Origin of the sequence: Escherichia albertii NBRC 107761 = DSM 17582 (assembly GCF_000759775.1) — a bacterium.
Taxonomy (GTDB): domain Bacteria; phylum Pseudomonadota; class Gammaproteobacteria; order Enterobacterales; family Enterobacteriaceae; genus Escherichia; species Escherichia albertii.
In genome coordinates, this window is sequence record NZ_BBMY01000049.1 from 1 (window position 1) to 17905 (window position 17905).

21 protein-coding genes and 1 other annotated feature are annotated in these 17905 nt (G+C 51.2%); of the genes, 8 read left to right on the forward strand and 13 right to left on the reverse strand.

Annotated features, from left to right (window positions below; translation table 11 throughout):
- Window positions 1-128: 128 nt before the first annotated feature.
- The 9 genes from hisIE to hisL all read right to left on the reverse strand — a co-directional run bounded on the left by hisIE (window position 129) and on the right by hisL (window position 7358).
- Window positions 129-740 carry a bifunctional phosphoribosyl-AMP cyclohydrolase/phosphoribosyl-ATP diphosphatase HisIE gene (gene hisIE / locus EA14781_RS10710; protein WP_000954864.1) on the reverse strand — a complete coding sequence of 204 codons (612 nt, stop codon included), beginning with the start codon at window positions 738-740 and terminating at the stop codon, window positions 129-131.
- Window positions 734-1510, reverse strand: coding sequence for an imidazole glycerol phosphate synthase subunit HisF (hisF, locus tag EA14781_RS10715; RefSeq protein ID WP_000880155.1), 777 nt, complete (start codon window positions 1508-1510; stop codon window positions 734-736). The genes hisIE and hisF overlap by 7 nt, the downstream gene beginning before the upstream one ends.
- Window positions 1492-2229 (reverse strand): 1-(5-phosphoribosyl)-5-[(5-phosphoribosylamino)methylideneamino]imidazole-4-carboxamide isomerase, encoded by a 738-nt coding sequence (hisA, locus tag EA14781_RS10720; protein WP_000586447.1) that lies wholly within the window; start codon window positions 2227-2229, stop codon window positions 1492-1494. The genes hisF and hisA overlap by 19 nt, the downstream gene beginning before the upstream one ends.
- A complete protein-coding gene (gene hisH, locus EA14781_RS10725) occupies window positions 2229-2819 on the reverse strand; it encodes an imidazole glycerol phosphate synthase subunit HisH (RefSeq protein ID WP_001103582.1) in 591 nt (196 codons plus the stop codon). The genes hisA and hisH overlap by 1 nt, the downstream gene beginning before the upstream one ends.
- Window positions 2819-3886: a bifunctional histidinol-phosphatase/imidazoleglycerol-phosphate dehydratase HisB gene (gene hisB, locus EA14781_RS10730; protein ID WP_000080104.1), complete on the reverse strand. Its 1068-nt coding sequence runs from the start codon at window positions 3884-3886 to the stop codon at window positions 2819-2821. Before hisB ends, hisH begins: the two co-directional genes overlap by 1 nt.
- Entirely contained in the window at window positions 3886-4956 is a 1071-nt protein-coding gene (hisC, locus tag EA14781_RS10735; protein ID WP_000108971.1) for a histidinol-phosphate transaminase, read from the reverse strand. Before hisC ends, hisB begins: the two co-directional genes overlap by 1 nt.
- Window positions 4953-6257: a histidinol dehydrogenase gene (gene hisD / locus EA14781_RS10740; RefSeq protein ID WP_002461860.1), complete on the reverse strand. Its 1305-nt coding sequence runs from the start codon at window positions 6255-6257 to the stop codon at window positions 4953-4955. The genes hisC and hisD overlap by 4 nt, the downstream gene beginning before the upstream one ends.
- Window positions 6258-6262: 5 nt before the next feature.
- Window positions 6263-7162, reverse strand: a complete 900-nt coding sequence (hisG, locus tag EA14781_RS10745) for an ATP phosphoribosyltransferase (RefSeq protein ID WP_000131780.1) — start codon at window positions 7160-7162, stop codon at window positions 6263-6265.
- Between the two features lie 46 nt (window positions 7163-7208).
- Window positions 7209-7332 (reverse strand) — a sequence feature (His leader region).
- The gene (gene hisL / locus EA14781_RS23170; RefSeq protein ID WP_001364200.1) at window positions 7308-7358 is read right to left on the reverse strand and encodes a his operon leader peptide; all 51 of its coding nucleotides are present in this window, start codon (window positions 7356-7358) and stop codon (window positions 7308-7310) included. (Overlaps the previous feature by 25 nt.)
- 425 nt (window positions 7359-7783) lie before the next feature.
- On the opposite strand from hisL, the gene EA14781_RS10750 reads away from it, so the two are divergent.
- The 4 genes from EA14781_RS10750 to plaP all read left to right on the forward strand — a co-directional run bounded on the left by EA14781_RS10750 (window position 7784) and on the right by plaP (window position 11207).
- Entirely contained in the window at window positions 7784-8608 is an 825-nt protein-coding gene (locus EA14781_RS10750; protein ID WP_000754727.1) for an SDR family oxidoreductase, read from the forward strand.
- A 45-nt stretch (window positions 8609-8653) separates the two neighbouring features.
- The gene (locus tag EA14781_RS10755) at window positions 8654-9583 is read left to right on the forward strand and encodes a LysR substrate-binding domain-containing protein (protein WP_000803378.1); all 930 of its coding nucleotides are present in this window, start codon (window positions 8654-8656) and stop codon (window positions 9581-9583) included.
- 213 nt (window positions 9584-9796) lie between these two features.
- Window positions 9797-9859 (forward strand): membrane protein YoeI, encoded by a 63-nt coding sequence (yoeI, locus tag EA14781_RS24845; protein WP_010723108.1) that lies wholly within the window; start codon window positions 9797-9799, stop codon window positions 9857-9859.
- Window positions 9849-11207, forward strand: a complete 1359-nt coding sequence (plaP, locus tag EA14781_RS10760; RefSeq protein ID WP_000019200.1) for a putrescine/proton symporter PlaP — start codon at window positions 9849-9851, stop codon at window positions 11205-11207. Before yoeI ends, plaP begins: the two co-directional genes overlap by 11 nt.
- A gap of 79 nt (window positions 11208-11286) precedes the next feature.
- Here the strand turns inward: plaP and sbcB are convergent, their stop codons facing one another.
- Window positions 11287-12714: an exodeoxyribonuclease I gene (sbcB, locus tag EA14781_RS10765; protein ID WP_000981673.1), complete on the reverse strand. Its 1428-nt coding sequence runs from the start codon at window positions 12712-12714 to the stop codon at window positions 11287-11289.
- 208 nt (window positions 12715-12922) lie between these two features.
- Between sbcB and dacD the strand changes: the two genes are divergently transcribed.
- From dacD to EA14781_RS10785, 4 genes are all read left to right on the forward strand, one after another.
- Window positions 12923-14089, forward strand: a complete 1167-nt coding sequence (dacD, locus tag EA14781_RS10770) for a serine-type D-Ala-D-Ala carboxypeptidase DacD (protein WP_024164766.1) — start codon at window positions 12923-12925, stop codon at window positions 14087-14089.
- A 119-nt stretch (window positions 14090-14208) separates the two neighbouring features.
- The gene (sbmC, locus tag EA14781_RS10775) at window positions 14209-14682 is read left to right on the forward strand and encodes a DNA gyrase inhibitor SbmC (protein WP_001105403.1); all 474 of its coding nucleotides are present in this window, start codon (window positions 14209-14211) and stop codon (window positions 14680-14682) included.
- A 201-nt stretch (window positions 14683-14883) separates the two neighbouring features.
- Window positions 14884-15942, forward strand: a complete 1059-nt coding sequence (locus tag EA14781_RS10780; protein ID WP_001200873.1) for an FUSC family protein — start codon at window positions 14884-14886, stop codon at window positions 15940-15942.
- A 171-nt stretch (window positions 15943-16113) separates the two neighbouring features.
- A complete protein-coding gene (locus EA14781_RS10785) occupies window positions 16114-16443 on the forward strand; it encodes a DUF496 family protein (RefSeq protein WP_002461872.1) in 330 nt (109 codons plus the stop codon).
- 121 nt (window positions 16444-16564) lie between these two features.
- On the opposite strand, the gene EA14781_RS10790 is transcribed toward EA14781_RS10785, so the two are convergent.
- The 3 genes from EA14781_RS10790 to pduT are packed head-to-tail and all read right to left on the reverse strand — an operon-like array spanning window position 16565 to window position 17905.
- Window positions 16565-16996, reverse strand: coding sequence for a EutP/PduV family microcompartment system protein (locus EA14781_RS10790; protein ID WP_001189422.1), 432 nt, complete (start codon window positions 16994-16996; stop codon window positions 16565-16567).
- A 4-nt stretch (window positions 16997-17000) separates the two neighbouring features.
- Window positions 17001-17351 (reverse strand): propanediol utilization microcompartment protein PduU, encoded by a 351-nt coding sequence (gene pduU / locus EA14781_RS10795; protein ID WP_000211396.1) that lies wholly within the window; start codon window positions 17349-17351, stop codon window positions 17001-17003.
- Complete coding sequence (gene pduT / locus EA14781_RS10800; RefSeq protein ID WP_000030734.1) at window positions 17351-17905, reverse strand: propanediol utilization microcompartment protein PduT; 555 nt, start codon at window positions 17903-17905, stop codon at window positions 17351-17353. The genes pduU and pduT overlap by 1 nt, the downstream gene beginning before the upstream one ends.

A 17905-nucleotide genomic window follows, 5' to 3' on the forward strand; every position in this document is an offset into this window, starting at 1 on the left:
GCCGGATGCGATGCTGGCGCATCTTATCCGGCCTACGTGTGTTGAGATAATGTGTAGGCACGATAAGCTTGCGCATCGGGCAATGGCTCCGGGGGCGGCAACAACATCGCATCCGGTCAGTCCGCAACTCACTGATGCCGTTTACGCAGGTTCTCAATCACCGTCGTTAAGTCCAGATCCTGATCCTGCAACAACACCAACAGGTGATACATCAGGTCAGACGCCTCGTTGGTCAGCTCAAAGCGGTCATGTACCGTCGCGGCCAGCGCAGTTTCCACGCCTTCTTCGCCCACTTTCTGTGCGATGCGCTTGGTACCGCTGGCATACAATTTGGCGGTGTAGGAGGTTTCCGGGTCGGCAGATTTACGTTCGGCGAGCAACTGCTCCAGTTGATACAGGAACAGCCACTGGTGAGCGGCATCGCCAAAACAACTACTGGTGCCTTTGTGGCAGGTTGGGCCGATAGGGTTTGCCAGTACCAGCAATGTGTCGTTGTCGCAGTCCGGCGCAATGCTCACCACGTTGAGGAAATTGCCCGAGATTTCGCCTTTGGTCCACAGGCGCTGTTTAGTACGCGAGAAGAAGGTGACTTTGCCGCTTTCGATGGTTTTATCTAAGGCTTCCGGGTTCATGTAGCCCAGCATTAACACTTCGCCGGATACCGCATGTTGCACAATCACCGGCATCAGTCCGTCGGTTTTTTCCCAGTCCAGTTCGCGACGTTGTTGTTCTGTTAACATATCCTGATCTCCACGCCCTGTGTTGCCAGGTACGCTTTTAATTCACCAATATTGATTATTTGTTTGTGGAATACGGAAGCCGCCAGCGCGCCGTCAACGTCGGCATCGCGGAAGGCTTCGAGGAAGTGTTCCATGGTGCCCGCGCCACCGGAGGCGATCAGCGGGATGTGGCAAACTTCACGCACTTTTTTCAGTTGTTCGAGGTCGTAACCGTTACGTACGCCGTCCTGATTCATCATGTTGAGGACGATTTCTCCGGCACCGCGTTTTTGCACTTCCTGTACCCAGTCGAGTGTTTCCCATTGCGTGACGCGGGTGCGGCTTTCATCACCAGTGTATTGATTCACATGATATTTACCGGTTTCAGCGTCGTACCAGGTATCAATACCGACCACAATACACTGCACGCCAAAGCGATCCGCCAGACGGGTAATTAACGTCGGGTCTGCCAGCGCAGGGGAGTTGATGGAGATTTTATCCGCGCCAAAGGAAAGAATTTTGGCGGCGTCATCCAGCGACTTAATCCCACCCGCCACGCAGAACGGAATGTCGATAACCTCCGCCACGCGAGATACCCAGCTTTTATCTACCACACGTCCATCGCTGGAAGCGGTGATATCGTAGAACACCAGTTCGTCTGCACCTTCTTCGGCGTAGCGTTTTGCCAGCGGCACGATATCGCCAATGATTTCATGGTTGCGAAACTGTACGCCTTTCACCACCTGACCATCACGAACGTCGAGACACGGAATTATGCGTTTTGCCAGCATGCGATGGCCTCCTTCACGGTGAATTTACCTTCCAGTAATGCGCGACCAACTATTACGCCGCGCACGCCAGTACTACGCAGGGCAGCGACATCATCAATGTCGCCAATACCGCCGGAGGACTGAAATGCCACTTGCGGATATCTGGCGCACACCTCTTCATATAAAGAAACGTTAGAACCTGCCAGCGTGCCGTCGCGCGAGATATCGGTACACAGCACATGTTTCAGGCCGACGGGCAGATAGGTTTCCACCAGTTGTTCCAGCGAAACGCCCGAGTTCTCTTGCCAGCCGCTCACTGCCACCTGTTTATTGCCTTGCTCGTCAATGCGGACATCCAGCGCCAGCACTAAGGCATCGGCACCGAAGCGTTCAAACCAACCTTTCACCATTTCTGGGGATTTCACCGCGGTGGAGCCAACCACCACGCGTGCAACGCCTGCTTCCAGTAACGCCGCTACGTCTTCTTCGCTACGCACACCGCCGCCAACTTGCACCGGAACGTTAACGCCCGCCACCAGCGTTTTAATTAGCGGGATTTGACGTTTTGCCGGATCTTTTGCCCCGGTCAGATCCACCAGATGCAGCACTTCGGCACCCTGCGCGGCGTAATCCTGTAAGCGTGGCAGCGGGTCGTTACCGTAATCGCGCTGTTTGCCGTAATCGCCCTGATGGAGACGCACCACGGTGCCGTCGATTAAATCTAATGCCGGAATAATCATCACATCTCCAGGAAATTTTTCAGCAACTTAGCGCCAGCGGCACCAGAACGCTCCGGGTGGAACTGCACGCCGTAGAAGTTATCTTTTTGTACCGCCGCGCTGAATGGTTCACCGTAGTTGCACTGGGCGATAGTCCACGGGTTGACCGGCATGGCGTAGCTGTGAACAAAGTAAAAGTACGCACCGTCTTCAATCCCCTGAAAAAGGCGGTTGCCTGCCTGCGGGTAAACGCGGTTCCAGCCCATATGCGGCAGCGGTAGACCAAAGTCGGTCATTTTCGGCACATCTTCGTCGATGATGCCCAGTAAATCGACGCCGTTGCTCTCTTCGCTACGCCGTCCAAGCAGTTGCATCCCCAGGCAGATGCCCAGCACCGGTTGGGTACAGGCTTTGATGAGATCAAACAGCTCACGCTCACGCACCTGGTCCATTGCCGCTTGTGCGGTGCCGACGCCGGGTAAAAACAGTTTATCGGCCAGCAACACCACGTCCGGGTCACGGCTGACTTTGGGTTCATAACCGTGACGCATAATGGCAGACTTCACCGAATTCAGATTGGCGCAACCGGTATCAAGGATCACCACGTTCATTACAGCACTCCTTTCGACGAGGGCAGGGTGTCGCCTTCCACGCGGATGGCCTGGCGCAGGGTCCGACCAAAGGCTTTGAACAGGCTCTCTACACGGTGGTGATCGTTTTTACCTTTGGTTTTCAGGTGCAGCGTCACGCCCATGGTGTAAGAGAGCGAACGGAAGAAATGCTCGATCATTTCGGTGCTGAGATCGCCCACGCGCTGGTAGGTAAATTCCGCTTTATATTCCAGGTGCGGGCGACCAGAGATATCCAGTGCGCAACGGGCAAGGCATTCGTCCATCGGCAGCACAAAACCAAAGCGGCAAATACCGCGTTTGTCGCCAAGAGCAATTTTTAACGCTTCGCCCAGCGCCAGTCCGGTATCTTCGACGGTGTGGTGATCGTCGATATAGAGATCGCCTTTAACGTTGATTACCATACGGAAACCGCCGTGGGTCGCGATCTGATCCAGCATATGATCAAAGAAGCCAACGCCAGTGTTAATTTTGCTGTCGCCTTCGCGATCCAGCCACACCTGAACGTCAATCTGCGTCTCTTTGGTGTTGCGCACTACGTGGGCGTAACGATCACGTCTGGTGAGTTGCTCGCCAATCATCGGCCAGTTCAGGGTTTCTCGGTCGTAGCGTAAACCAGTAATACCCATGTTTTCAGCCAGTTGAATGTCGGTCGCGCGATCGCCAATCACATAACTGTTGGCACGGTCCATCGCTTGTTCAGCGAGATAACGCTCTACCAGCTTTACTTTCGGCTTACGGCAGTCGCATTCATCGGCGGGCAGGTGTGGGCAAATCAGCACTTCATCAAACTGTACGCCTTGCGAGGTGAAGATCTGCATCATCAGATTGTGCGGACCATCGAAATCCGCCTGCGGGAAACTTTGTGTTCCCAGACCATCCTGATTGGTGATCATCACCAGCTTGTAGCCCGCTTTTTGCAGCTTTAGCAGTTCCGGGATCACGCCTGGTTCAAAGGCGAGTTTGTCAAAACGGTCCACCTGAAAATCACTCGGCGGTTCGCTAATCAGGGTTCCATCGCGATCGATAAAAAGATACTTCTGACTCATCAAACTTGCTCCGCACGTAAGGCGTCAATGACGCGCTGGCTTTCTTCACGGGTTCCGACGGTAATTCGCAGGCAGCCGCTTAAAGAGGGTTGTTTATTCTGATCACGTAAGATAATGCCCTGATCCCACAAAGATTTAAACACTGCGCTGGAGGCTTTAAAGCGCGCCAGAATGTAGTTGGCTTCCGAGTCGAAAACCTGCTCCACGCAGGCGATCTCTTTCAGTGCACCAATCAGATATTCACGTTCTGCAATGATTGTCGCTACTCGTTCGCGCATGGCGACAATTCCTTGTGGGCTTAACGCCTGGGCCGCAATGTCGGCAACCGGCGTCGAGAGCGGGTAGGGGGCGATCACTTTCATCAGCAGGTTGATGACTTCTTCGTTTGCCAGCGTAAACCCGCAACGAAGCCCTGCCAGAGCAAAAGCTTTCGAAAGGGTACGCAAAATAGCCAGATGCGGATATTCCGCCAGCCAGCCAGCCAGCGAGGCCTGCGGGCAAAACTCAATATAGGCTTCATCGGCGACCACAATCGCTTTACCGCGCGTTAACTCCAGCAGGGTGCGAAAGTCCTGCGGGTTGATCAGTTGTCCGGTCGGGTTGTTGGGGCTGCAAACATAGACCACTTTCACGCCGTCCAGCTTGTCGGAAATGCCCTGCAAGTCCAGTTGCCAATTTTCCAGCGTCGGCACCGTGCGGCATTCGACACCAATGGTTTCTGCGCTGACGCTGTACATGCCGTACGTTGGCGGGCAATAGAGAATGGCGTCTTTACCCGGTTCGCAAAAAGCGCGAATCAGCAGTTCAATACCTTCGTCCGCGCCACGGCTGACCAGCACCTGCTCCGGTTTTACGCCTGCATACTGCGCGTAATTTTCAATCACCGCTTTCGGCTGGCATTCCGGGTAGCGGTTGAGCGTTTGCTGAGTAAGCTGAAACTCCACGGCTGTGGGGTATTCGTTGGCATTCAGCCAGACGTCGCCGTTACCGCCCAGACGACGCGCCGACTGATACGGCGTCAGGTTGCGGACATTTTCACGCGCTAAATCGGTAATAGTCACGGTGCTCATGCTTGCTCCTTAAGGGCGTTAACACGCAAAGTAACGGCATTTTTGTGGGCGGTCAGGCGCTCGGCAGCGGCCAGTGTTTCAATAGTCGACGCCAGCGCGGAAAAACCTTCTTTTGACAGTTCTTGTACGGTCATGCGCTTCTGAAAATCTGCCAGCCCGAGGCTGGAACAGGTGGCGGTGTAACCGTAAGTCGGCAGCACGTGGTTGGTGCCGGAGGCATAGTCGCCCGCCGATTCCGGTGACCAGTCACCAAGAAATACCGAACCGGCGCTGGAGATGCCATCGACCAGTTCGCGGGCGTTGCGGGTCTGAATGATCAGGTGCTCCGGGCCGTAGAGGTTGGAGATCTCTACGCACTGCGCTAAATCTTTAGTCACAATCAGGCGACTGGCGCTCAGTGCCTGGCGGGCGGTTTCAGCACGCGGTAGTTCTGCCAGCTGGCGTTCGACAGCTTCGGCAACGCGACGCGCCATCTCAGCATCGGGCGTCAGTAAAATTACCTGCGAATCCGGGCCGTGTTCAGCCTGGGAGAGCAAATCAGACGCGACGAAATCCGGCGTTGCGCCGTTGTCGGCAATCACCAACACTTCCGACGGGCCTGCGGGCATATCGATCGCCGCACCGTCGAGACGCTGACTTACCTGACGTTTTGCCTCGGTGACAAAGGCGTTACCTGGTCCGAAGATTTTGTCCACTTTCGGCACGGATTCTGTACCAAACGTCAGCGCGGCAATGGCCTGTGCGCCACCGACGTTAAACACGTCCTGCACGCCACACAGTTGCGCTGCGTAGAGGATCTCATCAGCAATTGGCGGTGGTGAGCACAGCACCACTTTATTACAGCCGGCAATACGCGCCGGAGTCGCCAGCATTAATACCGTTGAGAAGAGCGGGGCGGAGCCGCCAGGAATATACAAACCCACCGAAGCCACCGGGCGAGTGACCTGCTGGCAACGTACGCCTGGCTGGGTTTCGACATCTACCGGCGATAGTTTTTGCGCAGTGTGGAAGGCTTCAATATTTTTTACCGCAACCGCCATTGCCTGTTTCAGGTCGTCGCTCAGACGTTCGCTGGCTGCAGCAATTTCCTCCGCAGACACTTTTAGCGTAGTAACGGTGGTTTTATCAAACTTCGTGCTGTATTCCCGCAGGGCATCATCACCGCGCATTTTTACGTTATCGAGAATATCGTTAACGGTGCGGGTAATGCTTTCGGAAGCAGAAATCGCCGGGCGCATTAACAGCTGGCGTTGTTGCTCCGCAGTACAGCTATTCCAGTCAATGATTGTGTTAAAGCTCATGGCGATCACTCCATCATCTTCTCAATCGGCAGCACCAGGATTGAACTGGCACCCAGCGCTTTCAGTTTTTCCATCGTTTCCCAGAACAGGGTTTCGCTGCTGACCATATGCATCGCTACGCGTTGTTGGTCACCCGCCAGTGGCAGAATGGTTGGGCGTTCGGCACCTGGCAGCAGGGCGATGACGTCATCCAGACGTTCGGTCGGTGCGTGCATCATGATGTATTTTGATTCGCGCGCCTGGATCACGCCCTGAATTCGGGTCAGTAGTTTGTCGATCAGTTGCTGTTTGGATTCTTCCATTTCGCCGTCGCGTTGGATCAGACAGGCTTTCGAGCGATAAATAACTTCGACTTCGCGCAGACCGTTAGCTTCCAGCGTGGCGCCGGTGGAAACCAGATCGCAAATCGCATCCGCCAGCCCGGCGCGCGGGGCCACTTCAACAGAACCGTTCAGTAAGCAGGATTTAAAAGAGATGCCTTTCTGGTCGAGATAACGCTTGAGCAGGTGAGGATAAGAGGTGGCGATACGTTTGCCGTTTAAGGACAACGGGCCGTCCCAGGCTTCATCAACCGGTGTTGCCAGCGACAGGCGACAACCGCCGAAATCCAGACGACGCAGGGTAAAGTAGCGCGGATCTTCACCCTGGGCACGGCGGTTAAGCAACTCTTCTTCCAGCACGTTTTCGCCGATAATCCCAAGGTCAACCACGCCGTCCATTACCAGACCGGGAATGTCGTCGTCACGCACGCGCAGAATATCAATCGGCATGTTTTCAGCCATTGCGATCAGGCGCTGAGTGTGAAGATTAATTTTAATACCACAGCGCGCCAGTAATTCGCGTGAATCATCACTTAAACGACCGGATTTCTGCATAGCTATGCGTAAACGAGTGTTGTCTGTCATTTTCTTCTTCCTCTTTAAACCTGTCTGAACCGTTATCAACCGCGCAATAAAAAAGCCCCCGGAAGGTGATCTTCCGGGGGCTTTCTCATGCGTTCATGCACCACTGGAAGATCTGAATGTCTTCCAGCACACATCGCCTGAAAGACTAGTCAGGATGATGGTGATGATGGTGGTGTTTAAATTGAACGCGTGTCATAAAATTCTCTGTGAATGTTTATTCAACTGATGTCATTTAACCTAAACCAATTTCACGTGAGAAAGCAAGGGCTTTTTTATATATTTTATGGCGATGGATTTGTTTAATGAATGAGCGGGGAATGGAGAGCGCTAAGAGTGAGTACGTTAAAAAAGTCATCGTGAAAATACGTCTTTAAAACCCTTAAGAACATTGTGTTTTGCAACTAAAACGCGCTTTGTTCATGCCGGGTGCGGCGTGAACGCCTTATCCAGCCTACAGATGTTGCCTAAATTCAATATATTGATGTTTTTGTCGACCTGATAAGCGAAGCGCATCAGGCAATTGTATATCTGCTAACAGTTTCGATTCATTCATAGAATGAATTGTCAGTTTTGATGCGCTAGCGTAGCCTTATAGATCTAAGGTGTATCAGGAGAAAACGGATGAAAAAGGTCGCAATTGTCGGGTTAGGGTGGTTAGGCATGCCGCTGGCGATGTCACTTTCAGCGCGGGGCTGGCAGGTCACCGGGAGTAAAACCACACAAGATGGCGTCGAAGCGGCTAGAATGAGCGGGATTGATAGCTATTTGCTTCGTATGGAACCTGAGTTAGTTTGCGATTCTGACGATCTGGATGCCCTGATGGATGCTGATGCGCTGGTCATCACGCTTCCGGCACGTCGTAGCGGTCCCGGCGATGAGTTCTATTTACAAGCGGTACAAGAGTTAGTGGATAGCGCACTGGCTCACCATATTCCCCGTATTATTTTTACCAGCTCAACGTCTGTTTATGGCGACGTACAAGGCACGGTAAAAGAAACCACCCCGCGTAATCCGGTAACCAATAGTGGACGAGTATTAAAAGAACTCGAAGACTGGCTGCACAACTTACCTGGCACTTCGGTCGATATTTTACGTCTTGCGGGTCTGGTCGGGCCGGAGCGTCATCCCGGTCGCTTCTTTGCGGGCAAAACAGCGCCAGATGGCGAACATGGCGTTAATTTGGTTCATCTGGAAGATGTTATTGGCGCAATCACCTTGTTACTACAGGCACCTAAAGGCGGACACATCTATAATATATGTGCGCCAGCTCATCCTGCGCGCAATGTTTTCTACCCGCAAATGGCCCGTCTATTGGGGCTGGAACCTCCGCAGTTCAGAAACAGTCTGGACAGCGGCAAAGGTAAAATTATTGATGGCAGCCGGATCTGTAATGAATTGGGATTTGAATACCAGTATCCCGATCCACTGGTAATGCCGCTGGAGTAAAGCATCACGCCAGCAGGATGCCGCATACGCCGCAAGGGGGCGTGTATGAAACCACTGCTGGATGTGTTGATGATCCTTGATGCCTTAGAAAAAGAGGGCAGTTTTGCCGCGGCGTCAGCCAAACTGTATAAGACGCCATCTGCCCTCAGTTATACCGTTCACAAGCTGGAAAGCGACCTTAATATTCAATTGCTTGATCGTAGCGGTCATCGCGCCCAATTTACCCGTACCGGTAGAATGTTGTTAGAGAAAGGGCGAGAGATTCTCCATTCTGTACACGAGCTGGAAAAGCAGGCAATCAAACTTCATGAGGGTTGGGAGAATGAGCTGGTAATAGGTGTCGATGATACCTTTCCTTTTTCACTGCTTGCGCCACTCATTGAAGCTTTTTATCAACATCACAGTGTGACGCGATTGAAATTTATCAATGGCGTGCTTGGTGGATCCTGGGAGGCCCTGACTCAGGGGAGAGCGGACATCATTGTTGGCGCGATGCGCGAGCCGCCATCTTCCAGCGAGTTTGGTTTTTCTCGTCTGGGGGAACTGGAACAAGTCTTCGCTGTCGCCCCCCATCATCCGCTGGCGCAGGAAGAAGAACCGCTTAACCGACGCGTGATTAAACGCTACCGGGCGATTGTGGTGGGCGATACAACCTACACTGGCGCGACTGCGGTTCCACAATTGCTTGACGAACAAGAAGCCATTACCGTATTCGACTTTAAAACCAAGCTGGAGCTGCAAATCAGCGGCCTTGGTTGCGGCTATTTGCCTCGCTATCTGGCGCAACGTTTTCTGGACAGTGGCGCGCTTATCGAGAAAAAAGTGGTCGCACAAATCCTCTTCGAATCGGTGTGGATTGGCTGGAATGAACAGACCGCAGGACTCGCCAGCGCCTGGTGGCGAGATGAGATTTTAGCAAATAGTGCGATCGCCGGTGTTTATGCAAAATATGATGACGGAAAATCAGCCAGTTAAGGAAATATTTTTATGACAAGCCTCTCATTCTCTTGTCATTTACCCCCCATTTAGGCACAATGCGCCGCTGTCAAAAAATGACTAAAAACCGACGTTTCATCAGCGTCGGTTATTTTTTGCTTCAAACCAATCATTCATCCAAGAGGCCGGGCTTCGTACCGGATAGATATTTACTAAAAATCGACAGTTGTTGTCGCTGAGGAATCAAAAAAAATGGGGCAATTTTTTGCTTACGCGACGGTTATCACCGTAAAGGAGAATGACCATGTCGCATAACGTTACTCCAAACACCTCTCGCGTGGAATTGCGTAAAACGCTTACGTTAGTTCCGGTTGTAATGATGGGTCTTGCCTATATGCAGCCGATGACGCTGTTTGATACATTTGGTATCGTTTCGGGCCTCACGGATGGTCATGTGCCGACAGCCTATGCATTCGCATTGATTGCAATCCTGTTTACGGCGCTGAGCTACGGGAAGCTGGTTCGCCGCTATCCTTCTGCTGGCTCTGCATACACTTACGCCCAGAAATCCATTAGTCCGACGGTTGGCTTTATGGTGGGTTGGTCTTCTCTGCTCGACTATCTGTTCGCGCCGATGATCAACATTCTGCTGGCGAAAATCTATTTTGAAGCTCTGGTGCCTTCCATCCCATCGTGGATGTTTGTGGTGGCGCTGGTGGCCTTTATGACCGCCTTTAACCTGCGTAGCCTGAAATCCGTAGCGAACTTCAACACCGTAATCGTGGTGCTGCAGGTTGTGCTGATCGCGGTAATTCTGGGCATGGTGGTTTATGGCGTATTTGAAGGTGAAGGCGCAGGTACGCTGGCGAGCACTCGTCCGTTCTGGTCTGGCGATGCACATGTCATCCCGATGATTACCGGTGCGACAATCCTGTGTTTCTCCTTTACCGGCTTTGACGGCATCAGCAACCTGTCGGAAGAGACTAAAGACGCAGAGCGCGTGATCCCGCGTGCGATTTTCCTGACCGCGCTGATCGGCGGTATGATCTTCATCTTTGCGACTTACTTCCTGCAGCTGTACTTCCCGGATATCTCTCGCTTTAAAGATCCAGAAGCATCACAGCCTGAAATCATGCTGTACGTTGCGGGTAAAGCGTTCCAGGTTGGCGCGCTGGTTTTCTCCACCATCACCGTACTGGCGTCCGGTATGGCGGCGCACGCAGGCGTAGCGCGTCTGATGTACGTAATGGGTCGTGACGGCGTATTCCCGAAAAGTTTCTTCGGTTATGTACACCCGAAATGGCGTACTCCGGCGATGAACATCATCCTGGTTGGTGCGATTGCCCTGCTGGCAATCAACTTTGACCTGGTAATGGCAACGGCGCTGATTAACTTTGGTGCGCTGGTGGCGTTCACCTTCGTTAACCTGTCGGTTATCTCGCAGTTCTGGATCCGTGAGAAGCGTAACAAGACGCTGAAAGATCACTTCCAGTATCTGTTCCTGCCGATGTGTGGTGCGCTGACCGTTGGTGCGCTGTGGGTTAACCTGGAAGAAAGCTCGATGGTTCTGGGTCTGATCTGGGCGGCTATCGGTCTGATTTACTTGGCTTGTGTGACTAAAAGCTTCCGCAACCCGGTTCCACAGTACGAAGACGTAGCATAATCTTATAAAGCCGGATGAGATAATCATTCGGTGAATCATTAAAAGCCGGAGCGTATTGGACTGCTCCGGCTTTTTCGTATCAGACAATCTCTTCCGCGTACTGCCAAAGCGCCTTTAACAGCGCCACTTTTTCTTTATCGTCGGCGTATTGCTGCGCCAGCATCTGCAGTTCATCAGCATAACTTTGCAAAAACTCGGGAGTGAATACCTGGCGACGATGTTCCAGCCAGCGTTGCTGTTCGGCGTAATCCAGCGTCCCCGGGAAGTTGCGCGCCCGATAGTTAAACAGCAGCTTTTCAATTCGTTTGTCGACAAAGGTGATATCCAGCGCCGGTAAATTACGTGGCTCAGTTTCCAGCACAATTTTCATCGCCGCGCGATCGGCATCGCTGAAAAAGCCATTATAAAGCTGGGCATCAACATTCTCTGAAGGCGTAAACGGTTCTGCTTCAGCGAATATCGCCACTACTTTTTCGCGCACTTGCGGATTTTCACGCAAAATTTTCAGGTTATCGAGGCAATGCTGGCGATTAATTCCCAGTCGATCGGCATCTTCCGGGCGTAGTGTATTCGCTTGCGCCAGTACCGGACATTTATTGATATGCACCAGTTTCACCGGAACGGCGGCGTTATCGCCCAGATCGGCTTTGGCGGTATACAGGCGTTCGCGCAGGGTGTCGCTGTCCAGCTCCAGTAACGGCGAAATATCACCTGCCAGATCAACCATAATCACCGCATTACGATTTTCCGGGTGCCACGCCAGCGGCGCCACCCAACTGGTATTACCGCGCCATGCGCCAAACATACCAGAAACGTGCACCAGAGGTTTCATCTGCGGAACATCAATCAGCGCCATCAGTTTGTGCTTATTACGATGGGTGTAGAGATAATCAAACAGACGTGGCTGACGTGTTTTTACCAGCTTCGCTATGGCAATAGTGGCGTACACGTCAGCCATCGCATCGTGGGCATTACTATGTTCAATGCCGTTGGCTTTGGTTAAATGTTCAAGGCGGAAACTCGGCAAACCCTCTTCATTTTCTGGCCAGTTTATTCCCTCCGGGCGCAGAGCATAACAGGCGCGCATGACATCCAGCAGATCCCAGCGAGAGTTATCATGCTGCCAGCTCCAGGCATAAGGATCATAGAAATTACGGTAAAAGATGTTACGTGTGACTTCGTCGTCGAAACGCACATTGTTGTAACCCAGGATACAGGTATTCGGCACGGTAAAAAGTGAGTGGATCCGCGTAGCAAAGGCGGCTTCATTTTCACCTTTCGCCCGCGCTTCTTGTGGTGTAATTCCTGTAATCAATACCGCGCCTGGCTGGGGTAAGTAGTCATCTGCCGGTTTGCAGTAAAAAATTTCCGGTTCGCCTATTACGTTAAATTCACTATCGGTGCGAATAGCGGCAAACTGCGCAGGGCGATCCAGCGCCGGATGCGTGCCAAAAGTTTCGTAATCGTGGAACAAAAAAGTAGGTTGATGTTTGCCGTTATTCATCATTAGGTTAAATCCGTTATTTCTGCTGTACGCCAGAGTATCAAATATCACAATGCTATTCAGCTTCAGAGCGACAATTTGGGGGGCGTTAGAACAGATAATGGTAGGATGAAAATGAGATAACCGTCACATTTACTTGCAATTTATTCCAGAACCTTCATCAGGATTTCCGTAAAAAGAACCGCTAATTGAAATTCCTGAGGACATGCTGTTGAAACGCCGTCTTTTTATTGCCGCTTCTTTGTTCGTTTTTAACTTATCTTCCAGCCAGGCAGCGGAAAATATCCCTTTTTCTCCCCAACCTCCAGCGATTCATGCAGGGTCATGGGTGTTGATGGATTATACAACAGGGCAAATTCTTACGGCGGGGAATGAACATCAACAACGTAATCCCGCCAGTCTGACCAAGCTGATGACAGGCTATGTTGTCGATCGTGCTATCGATAGCCATCGTATTACGCCTGACGATATTGTGACAGTGGGACGTGATGCATGGGCGAAAGATAACCCGGTGTTTGTTGGTTCCTCCCTGATGTTTCTGAAAGAAGGCGATCGTGTATCTGTACGCGATTTAAGCCGTGGGCTAATTGTTGATTCCGGGAATGACGCCTGCGTTGCGTTGGCAGATTATATTGCCGGCGGTCAGCGCCAGTTCGTCGACATGATGAACAATTATGCGGAGAAACTGCATTTACAGGATACCCATTTTGAAACGGTGCATGGTCTGGATGCGCCGGGGCAGCATAGCTCAGCATATGATTTGGCTGTGCTTTCTCGCGCTATCATTCATGGCGAACCTGATTTTTATCATATGTATAGCGAAAAAAGCCTCACCTGGAACGGCATTACCCAACAAAACCGTAACGGTTTATTGTGGGACAAAACCATGAATGTTGACGGCCTGAAAACGGGCCATACTTCCGGCGCCGGGTTTAATTTAATTGCTTCGGCTGTGGATGGTCAGCGCCGACTTATTGCAGTAGTCATGGGCGCGGACAGCGCAAAAGGTCGTGAAGAAGAGGCAAGAAAACTTTTGCGCTGGGGGCAGCAAAACTTTACTACGGTGCAAATTTTGCACCGTGGGAAAAAGGTTGGCACGGAACGTATCTGGTATGGCGATAAAGAAAACATTGCCCTAGGGACGGAACAGGGCTTCTGGATGGTGCTGCCTAAAACTGAGATCCCCAACATTAAAGCCAAATATACTCTTGATGGTAAAGAACTGACTGCGCCAATCGCCGCTCACCAGCGAGTAGGGGAAATCGAACTTTATGACCGCGATAAACAGGTGGCGCACTGGCCGCTGGTCACGCTGGAATCGGTTGGTGAAGGCGGTATGTTTTCCCGTTTGAGTGACTATTTCCATCATAAAGCCTGACCTTTCTTTTGCAGCAGACTGGCAGGAGTGCGAGTCTGCTCGCATAATCAACACTCATTCCTTGTGGTTTTTATATCGCACATTATGCTGTATAAAAAACCAGTATCAATGGAGGCATCATGAACTACGAGATTAAGCAGGAAGATAAACGTACCGTTGCAGGTTTTCATCTCGTTGGCCCGTGGGAACAAACGGTAAAGCAAGGTTTTGAGCAGTTGATGATGTGGGTGCAAAACAAAAATATTATAGCCAGAGAGTGGCTCGCCGTTTATTACGATAATCCAGATGAGACGCCTGCCGAAAAGTTACGCTGTGATACAGTCGTGTCGGTAGCGGATAACTTCACGCTTCCCGAAAACAGTGAAGGCGTCATTGTGACGGAAATTTCAGCGGGTCAGTATGCTGTGGCGGTAGCTCGCGTAACCGGTGATGATTTTGCCAAACCCTGGTATCAGTTTTTTAATAGTCTCTTGCAGGACGGCGCTTACGAAATAGCACCGAAACCGTGTTTTGAAGTTTATCTGAATAATGGCGCAGAGGAGGAGTATTGGGATATCGAAATGTATGTAGCAGTGCAGCCAAAACATCACTAGCGTATGGCTTTGGGGCTGCCTGTTAACGCGATAACCACTCTGTTTTCATTGGGGAAAAGAGTAAGATGTATTTTTAATTGTCTGACAATTCAGCCGGGAATCGCACTATTCCCGGTTTGTCGGCCGGATGAGTTACGCTAGCGACCTCCGACCACCAGATGCGTTATGACTGCTTTTATTCTTCATTGACGGAGTTCCTGCGTGCGTGCTGATAAATCCCTAAGCCCGTTTGAAATTCGAGTGTACCGCCATTACCGTATTGTGCATGGTACGCGAGTCGCGCTGGCGTTTCTGCTTACCTTTCTCATCATTCGCCTGTTTACCATCCCGGAAAGTACCTGGCCGCTGGTGACTATGGTGGTGATCATGGGGCCAATCTCGTTTTGGGGGAACGTCGTTCCTCGTGCATTTGAACGTATTGGCGGTACGGTATTCGGCTCGATTTTAGGGCTTATCGCTCTGCAACTGGAGTTAATCTCGTTACCTCTGATGTTGGTCTGGTGCGCGGCAGCCATGTTCCTTTGCGGTTGGCTGGCTCTGGGTAAAAAACCTTATCAGGGGCTATTGATTGGCGTGACGCTGGCGATTGTTGTTGGTTCGCCAACCGGCGAAATAGACACCGCATTATGGCGAAGTGGTGATGTTATTCTTGGTTCCCTGTTGGCTATGTTGTTTACTGGCATCTGGCCGCAACGAGCTTTCATCCACTGGCGCATTCAACTGGCGAAAAGCCTGACTGAATATAATCGAATCTATCAGTCAGCATTTTCACCGAACTTACTTGAACGGCCACATCTGGAAACGCATCTGCAGAAGCTTTTGACAGACGCCGTGAAAATGCGTGGACTGATTGCACCTGCCAGCAAAGAAACCCGTATTCCAAAATCGATTTATGAAGCTATCCAGACCATTAACCGCAATCTGATTTGTATGCTGGAGTTGCAAATCAATGCTTACTGGGCCACACGCCCCAGCCATTTCGTGTTACTGAACGCGCAAAAACTGCGTGATACGCAGCAAATGATGCAGCAAATATTGTTGTCGCTTGTTCATGCGCTGTATGAAGGCAATCCGCAACCGGTTTTTGCCAATACGGAAAAATTGAACGATGCTGTGGAAGAGCTGCGCCAGTTGCTCGATAACCACCATGAGCTGAAGATTGCTGAGACGCCCATATATGGCTATGTCTGGCTGAACATGGAAACAGCACACCAGTTAGAGTTGCTGTCAAATCTGATTTGTCGGGCCTTGCGCAGATAAATCCCGGCCTTCAGAACCATTTTTCTGCTGCTTCGATTCAGCAAGGATAAAGGGTATGATAGTGAAAAGGGATAAAAGCATTGTCATCTGCGGCAGCTATGAGTAATGTTGGCCCTAACGAATAGCGGTTGCTTAAACGAATCCGACTCTCACATTATCAGGGGTATACAAATGGAAACTACCAAGCCTTCATTCCAGGATGTACTGGAATTTGTTCGTCTGTTCCGCCGTAAGAACAAACTGCAACGTGAAATCCAGGACGTTGAGAAAAAGATCCGTGACAACCAGAAGCGTGTTCTGCTGCTGGAAAACCTGAGCGATTACATCAAACCTGGTATGAGCGTCGAAGCAATCCAGGGCATTATTGCCAGCATGAAAGGCGACTATGAAGATCGCGTTGACGATTACATCATCAAAAATGCTGAACTCTCCAAAGAACGCCGTGATATCTCCAAAAAGCTGAAAGCGCTGGGCGAAATGAAAAACGGCGAAGCGAAGTAATTCCTGTTTTATTCAGTGGGGGTTGCCAGACAATCCTCACTGATCATTAACTCTTCTCTCTGCGTTACAAATCATTATTCCCGTCTGCTAACATACTGAAATGTCGAAATTAACGACAGCCTTATTCGCTATGCAACAAGGCAAGAAGCTCTGCAACTCCGATGTTACTTACTGCACTGGTCACTAACACATCGCGTGCTCCCGCTTCCCATAGCCAGTATTTCACCAACGATATTTGTTCCACGCTGGCTAAATCTGCTTTGGTTACTACTCCAATAACCGGGCGATTCATTGGTGTCGTAAAACCTGGCGAAAAAGGTGACCACGGCGCGTCCGCATTAAGCTCCAGTGCGATAATATCTGCTTCGCAGGCGCTGACCTGCAACGCGTTGTAAAGGCTACGGTTTTCTAAGTATTCCCCAGGTGTATCAATAGTCGCCGGGGACCAGACGATAGCCTGCGTTTTCTGATAATGAATATTCTCTCCGCACAGGCATTGTGTGAGTGATGTTTTTCCGCACTGGCTGGGGCCGATGAGCATCATGCGTTGCATAATATCAGGTCCGTGTAATGGGGCAGGCGGTAAAGTGCATCATTTCACCCAGCGTGCGGGTAACCTGGCTAAGTGCATATTCGATAGCAGAAACATCGCCCGTCAGTACTACCGCACCCGTAAAACGATCAAGAAAGCCGATCTCTACAGCGCCCGACTTTGTGGCGATATCGCATGCGATGATAGATGCCTCGCTCGGTGTGATTGTCAGAATGCCAATAGCGGAAACGGTGTCTGGTAAACCCAATTTCTTAAACAGATCCTTTCCCGGATTAGCAATGACATGTGCCAGTGTGACCTGTTTACCGGGGACATATTCCTGAATCATCCGTTCAGTGGTGTGCTGAGTTGTCATTATCCCTCCACCATCTGACGCCACATGGCTTCATGCGGACGGGCAATCACCGAGTGATAGACCAACAAACCTTTTTCTCCCGCGCACTCGCTGGCGACAGAGACTGCGTTATTAACATCTGAAATATCGCCTGCAACCACCATGTAGCATTTACCACCAATGCCGAAGGCCATATGCACGCGAATGAGGACCACATTTGCCGCTTTAACAGCACGATCGGCCGCGTCAATACAGGCTGCTACGCTCCAGGTTTCGACAACTCCCACAGCCCGGCGCTGTTCAACATGGTTCAGGCCGCTGATTGCGGGCAGGATACTGGGATGAATATTCGGCAGGACCAGACTGTCGACCCGCATTTCAGCTGCAAGGGAAATGCCGCTATTGATGGCCTGTTGCACAGCACCCACATCGCCACCAAGCATCAACAGAAATTTACCGGGGCATAGCGTTTTGCTGACCAGTAATTCAACACTGGCGCTTTTCAGCATGGCATCGCCGGTTTCCATCCCTTTCGCGATACTGCTAAGTTCTAAAATACCTACCGCTTTCGACAT

Bases quoted from the DNA above. Each gene is read 5' to 3' on its own strand.
- plaP (WP_000019200.1), top strand. From the start codon at position 9,849: ATGTCGCATAACGTTACTCCAAACACCTCTCGCGTGGAATTGCGTAAA.
- hisB (WP_000080104.1), bottom strand. From the start codon at position 3,886: ATGAGTCAGAAGTATCTTTTTATCGATCGCGATGGAACCCTGATTAGC.
- hisG (WP_000131780.1), bottom strand. From the start codon at position 7,162: ATGACAGACAACACTCGTTTACGCATAGCTATGCAGAAATCCGGTCGT.
- sbcB (WP_000981673.1), bottom strand. From the start codon at position 12,714: ATGATGAATAACGGCAAACATCAACCTACTTTTTTGTTCCACGATTAC.
- sbmC (WP_001105403.1), top strand. From the start codon at position 14,209: ATGAACTACGAGATTAAGCAGGAAGATAAACGTACCGTTGCAGGTTTT.
- hisA (WP_000586447.1), bottom strand. From the start codon at position 2,229: ATGATTATTCCGGCATTAGATTTAATCGACGGCACCGTGGTGCGTCTC.
- EA14781_RS10750 (WP_000754727.1), top strand. From the start codon at position 7,784: ATGAAAAAGGTCGCAATTGTCGGGTTAGGGTGGTTAGGCATGCCGCTG.
- hisF (WP_000880155.1), bottom strand. From the start codon at position 1,510: ATGCTGGCAAAACGCATAATTCCGTGTCTCGACGTTCGTGATGGTCAG.
- EA14781_RS10755 (WP_000803378.1), top strand. From the start codon at position 8,654: ATGAAACCACTGCTGGATGTGTTGATGATCCTTGATGCCTTAGAAAAA.
- hisD (WP_002461860.1), bottom strand. From the start codon at position 6,257: ATGAGCTTTAACACAATCATTGACTGGAATAGCTGTACTGCGGAGCAA.
- hisC (WP_000108971.1), bottom strand. From the start codon at position 4,956: ATGAGCACCGTGACTATTACCGATTTAGCGCGTGAAAATGTCCGCAAC.
- pduU (WP_000211396.1), bottom strand. From the start codon at position 17,351: ATGACAACTCAGCACACCACTGAACGGATGATTCAGGAATATGTCCCC.
- EA14781_RS10790 (WP_001189422.1), bottom strand. From the start codon at position 16,996: ATGCAACGCATGATGCTCATCGGCCCCAGCCAGTGCGGAAAAACATCA.
- EA14781_RS10785 (WP_002461872.1), top strand. From the start codon at position 16,114: ATGGAAACTACCAAGCCTTCATTCCAGGATGTACTGGAATTTGTTCGT.
- pduT (WP_000030734.1), bottom strand. From the start codon at position 17,905: ATGTCGAAAGCGGTAGGTATTTTAGAACTTAGCAGTATCGCGAAAGGG.
- hisH (WP_001103582.1), bottom strand. From the start codon at position 2,819: ATGAACGTGGTGATCCTTGATACCGGTTGCGCCAATCTGAATTCGGTG.
- hisIE (WP_000954864.1), bottom strand. From the start codon at position 740: ATGTTAACAGAACAACAACGTCGCGAACTGGACTGGGAAAAAACCGAC.